3 protein-coding genes are annotated in these 4,944 nt (G+C 38.6%); 1 reads left to right on the forward strand and 2 read right to left on the reverse strand.

The annotated features are described in order from the left end of the window. Positions 1-113: 113 nt before the first annotated feature. Positions 114-2,825: an aconitate hydratase AcnA gene (acnA, locus tag A4245_RS19280; RefSeq protein WP_067730950.1), complete on the reverse strand. Its 2,712-nt coding sequence runs from the start codon at positions 2,823-2,825 to the stop codon at positions 114-116. Between the two features lie 259 nt (positions 2,826-3,084). Next, positions 3,085-4,197: an ATP-binding protein gene (locus A4245_RS19285; protein WP_067730952.1), complete on the reverse strand. Its 1,113-nt coding sequence runs from the start codon at positions 4,195-4,197 to the stop codon at positions 3,085-3,087. Positions 4,198-4,431: 234 nt separating this feature from the next. On the opposite strand from A4245_RS19285, the gene A4245_RS19290 reads away from it, so the two are divergent. Beyond that, the gene (locus A4245_RS19290) at positions 4,432-4,908 is read left to right on the forward strand and encodes a DUF2621 family protein (protein WP_067730954.1); all 477 of its coding nucleotides are present in this window, start codon (positions 4,432-4,434) and stop codon (positions 4,906-4,908) included. Positions 4,909-4,944 lie beyond the last annotated feature (36 nt).

The raw sequence follows: 4,944 nt of genomic DNA on the forward strand, positions 1-4,944 counted from the left end.
AAGGGGACTTTTTTTATTCAATCCTCATTTTGCTTTGTTACAGGAATGCTTTCTTATTTTTAAATGAAAAAATACCCCGGCATCGTTAGGCCGGAGTATTTTTTATACACAGGTTATGCTTTCAGTTTATCACGCAATACCATACGCAGAATACCACCATGACGGTAGTAGTCAACTTCTACTTCACTGTCAAAACGGGCAACAGCATTGAATTCTGTTGTTTTCCCCTTTTCATCTGTGGCAGTAACTTTTACGACGTCTTGCGGTTTGACTGTTTCATCTACTTCAATATTGAATGTTTCCTTACCAGTCAGACCAAGTTTTTTAGCGCTTTGACCTTTTTCAAATTGTAATGGAAGAACACCCATCATTACAAGATTTGAACGGTGAATACGCTCAAAGCTCTCAGCAATGACTGTTTTGATTCCTAACAGGTTCGTACCTTTGGCAGCCCAGTCACGGGAAGACCCCATTCCATAATCCTTGCCGCCCATAACCACAAGACCAGTTCCTTCTTCCTGGTATTTCATGGCTGCATCATAGATTGGCATAATTTCGCCGGTAGGCCAGTAAGTTGTATAACCACCCTCCGTACCAGGTGCAAGCAGGTTACGGATACGGATATTCGCAAATGTACCACGCATCATAATTTCATGGTTACCACGACGGGAACCATAAGAGTTAAAGTTTCTTGGTGAAACTCCTTTTTCCTGCAGGTGTTTTCCTGCAGGCATATCTTTTGCGATAGCCCCTGCTGGTGAAATATGGTCTGTCGTGACCGAATCTCCAAACAATCCGATTGCGCGCAGGTTATTTAATGGTTCAACCGTTCCTGCCTCTGGTTCCAACCCTTCAAAGAATGGAGGATTCTGGATGTACGTTGACTCATCATCCCACTCAAATAATGGCTCATCCGTTGTATCTATTTCATTCCATTTTTGATTGGAATCAAATACATTTTCATATTCTTTACGGAAGATTTCAGGTGTTACTACTTGATGAACTTCCTGTTTAATCTCTTCCATTGTTGGCCAAATATCATTCATATACACGGCATTGCCATCTGCATCAGTTCCAAGCGGTTCTTTTGTCAGATCAATGTCGACAGTACCTGCCAATGCATAAGCGACAACGAGCGGAGGCGATGCAAGGTAGTTAGCTTTTACTAAAGGATGGATTCGGCCTTCGAAGTTACGGTTACCGGATAAAACAGATGAAGCGATTAGATCGCTGTCCACGATTGCTTTTTCAATTTCTTCACGTAATGGACCGGAGTTTCCGATACATGTAGTACATCCATAACCAACAAGGTTAAATCCTAATTTGTCCAGATATGTTTGTAAACCGGCATCTTCCAGATAACGGGTAACTACTTTGGAACCCGGCGCCAATGAAGTCTTAACATAATCCGGTACTTTCAAACCTTTTTCTACAGCTTTCTTAGCTACCAAACCTGCTCCAAGCATAACATATGGGTTGGAGGTATTTGTACAGGAAGTAATGGCTGCAATAGCAAGTGCCCCGGTTTTCATTGTAGAAGTGTTTCCATCAGGATGCTGAACGATAACTTGTTTATCAAATTCAGATTTCTCCATTCCAAATCCTTGATTTCCCTCAGGAGCTGTAATGGCTTTATTGAATTCCTTTTTCATTTTTGATAATGGAACAAGATCCTGTGGACGTTTTGGTCCCGAAAGATTCGGTTCCAATTTGGAAAGGTCAATTTCAATTACTTTCGTGTAATCCGGATCCTTTTCATCTGAGGAATACCATAGATCGTTTTCCTTACAATATGTTTCAACTAAATCAATTTGTTCCTCACTGCGTCCTGTCAGACGAAGATAGTTTAGTGACTCTTCATCAACAGGGAAGAATCCACAAGTTGCACCGTATTCTGGAGCCATGTTGGAGATAGTAGCACGATCGGCAAGTGGCATATCTTTCAGTCCAGGACCAAAGTATTCTACAAATTTTCCAACGACATTTTGCTCACGTAATACTTGTGTTACTTTTAGCGCCAGATCTGTAGCAGTGGTTCCATTAGGGAAGCTTCCTGTAAACTTAACACCGATTACATCAGGTGCAGGGAAATAGGATGGTTGACCAAGCATGCCTGCTTCAGCTTCGATACCTCCAACACCCCAGCCAAGTACGCCTAATCCGTTGATCATTGTTGTATGGGAGTCAGTCCCTACCAATGTATCCGGAAAAGCATCATACTCACCGGATTCATTTTTAATCCCGTGAACAACATTTGCAATATATTCGAGGTTTACCTGGTGCACGATACCTGTTGCAGGTGGAACAGCACGATAATTATCAAATGCTTTTTGTGCCCAGTTTAGAAACTCATAACGCTCTGCATTACGTTCAAATTCCAAATCCATATTCGCTTTAAGCGCGTTGGCTGTTCCGTATTGGTCTACCTGCACGGAATGGTCAATTACAAGGTCGACTGGAACTTCAGGATTAATTCTGTTCGGTTCTCCACCTAAATCAACCATTGCTTTTCTTAAAGATGCAAGGTCAACTACAGCCGGTACTCCTGTGAAATCCTGTAAAATTACTCGAGACGGTTTAAACGGAACATCTAAAGCTCTTCCTTTGTTTGTGCCCCATTTTGCCAATGCTTCTACATGTTCATCTTTAATTTGACGGCCATCATGCTGACGTAAAAGAGACTCCAGAAGAACACGGATTGAAAATGGCAAACGCCCTACTTTACCAACTCCAGCCTCTTCAAGACTTTTTAAACGGAAATAATTGTATGTGTTTCCGTTTAAATCAAACTGTTTTTTTGAATTGTACAAATTACTGTCACTCATATTGTTACCCCTTTCATTTGCTTCTCTTTTGTCAGAATGCCCTATCCCTAGGAAAGGGGATTTCCGACAAGGTTTTGGCTTTTCACAAAACGCTTCCATTCAACACGAATTAATTATACCTTCAATTCTAATAATATAGGAATCTATGAGATAAAACAAATGATTATCGTTAAGTGGTATATATTAAAAAGTTATGTAAATTGATAACTATTGCTTATACAAAATGCCAATCGCACTAAAAGTAAGTTATCATTATGAACTAAGAAGTTATATTATAGAAAATGAGCTGAAAAGTGCTGCCTTTCTCTTCATTTGTCGTTATGATCAAATCAGCTTCATGTGCATCAAGAATCTGTTTCGTAATTAGAAGGCCAAGCCCTGTTCCATTGGATTTTGTAGTGAAGAATGGCTCACCGAGCTTATGAAGGATGTCCTCCGGTATTCCGTTTCCTTCATCCGATATAAATATTTCCACACGGTCTTGGTGATTTTCTGCAGATAAAGTTATTTGACCTGCTGTGTCCATTGCCTCGATAGCATTTTTAACGACATTTATCAGCACCTGCTTTATCTGTGACCGATTACAATAGATTTCTCCTTGAATAGGCTGCTTCAAAACAAGATCAATATTTTTCAGTTTTGCCTGTGGTTTTAAAAGGATTATCACATCATCCATCATTTGGTCTACACGATGGTTGCTTCTGTCTTCTGTTAAAGGCTTGGAAATAAATAACAGTTCTGAAGTTATTGATTCAATCTTATCAATTTCGTCAATCATCACATTAAAATACTCTTCTTTATGACTTACACCAGCCTGCAAAAGCTGCAGAAAGCCTTTTAATGAAGTTAGCGGATTACGAATCTCATGCGCTATCCCCGCAGCCAGCTGCCCAGCGATGTTCATTTTTTCTGATCGAATCATCATTTCTTCCGTTTCCTTCTTGTATGTCACATCTTTCAAGTAAACGAGGATATAGGGAGTATCCTTAGACTTATCTATATACTTATCAATCGTACATTCCAGCATCTTATAACTTCCATCGTTATTAAGAACGTTCAATTGCACATTCTTCCCACTTTTATAGTTTTCAAGCACTTCATTTCGAACATAGTTAACATCTTTTTCCGGTAACTTTTCATGCCAATACGACCCTATCATATCCTCTGCCTTATACCCAAGCACATTTTCTATTGATTTGGATACATACAACAATACGCCATCCGTGTTCGTCAAAATAAATACACCATCCTGATTTCTTTCAATCCATTTGAGAAATTCAAGGGGGAGTTCCGCAAAACTCTTTATATTTAGTTGACTATCAGATTTCATATCGCATTTTGGAGATTTTTCACCACTATTATTAATTTCCATAGCCTGTTCCCCTTCCAAAATCTATTTTCTATATAATATGTATGGTTTTATCGAAAAGAATATGATACTTGTTTATCCTGTTTGCTAACATTATAATATATGTAAGGAATTTTTTTATGCCTTTAATTACTTGTAATCTTACTACATATATTTGAAAAAATAAATTAATTATTAAAATATTAAATAATTTGTATGGATATATTTTTAATCTTAAAATCAGAATCAGGTGAAAAAATGTCAATATTGATTGTATTGTGGGGATTTCTGCTTATTAGTCTAATGGCAATCGGCGGTTATTTTATGTTTCGTAAGTTTTTGAAAAAACTGCCTAAAGATGACGGCAAATCCGTCATGGACTGGGAAGAATATTATATGGAAAAGACCAGACATATGTGGAAAGATGAAGAAAAAGAGTTGCTGGAAGAATTAGTGTCCCCGGTTCCGGAATTGTTCAGAGATGTAGCCAGACATAGAATAGCCAGCAAAATTGGGGAAATTTCATTAAAGAAACATATGGATTACATTGATCAGACTACCTTAATTGAAGGATACATTTTGGCAACACCAAAACGGGATCATAAATTCCTAAGGAAAAAACTGAAGCAAAAAGAGATCGACGTCACTCCGTATGACCATTTATTTGAACTATCAAAATCAAATTATGCGAACGACTGGGAAACTAAATATAGACAATCGAGTAGGAGGGGGTGACTAACCCCCGACCTCTCACACCACCGTACGTACGGA

Source organism: Oceanobacillus damuensis (genome assembly GCF_001618145.1).
GTDB classification, from domain to species: Bacteria; Bacillota; Bacilli; order Bacillales; family Amphibacillaceae; genus Oceanobacillus; species Oceanobacillus damuensis.

Excerpts from the sequence above, each read along its gene's own strand:
- acnA (WP_067730950.1), bottom strand. The coding sequence starts at position 2,825 with ATGAGTGACAGTAATTTGTACAATTCAAAAAAACAGTTTGATTTAAAC.
- A4245_RS19285 (WP_067730952.1), bottom strand. The coding sequence starts at position 4,197 with ATGGAAATTAATAATAGTGGTGAAAAATCTCCAAAATGCGATATGAAA.
- A4245_RS19290 (WP_067730954.1), top strand. The coding sequence starts at position 4,432 with ATGTCAATATTGATTGTATTGTGGGGATTTCTGCTTATTAGTCTAATG.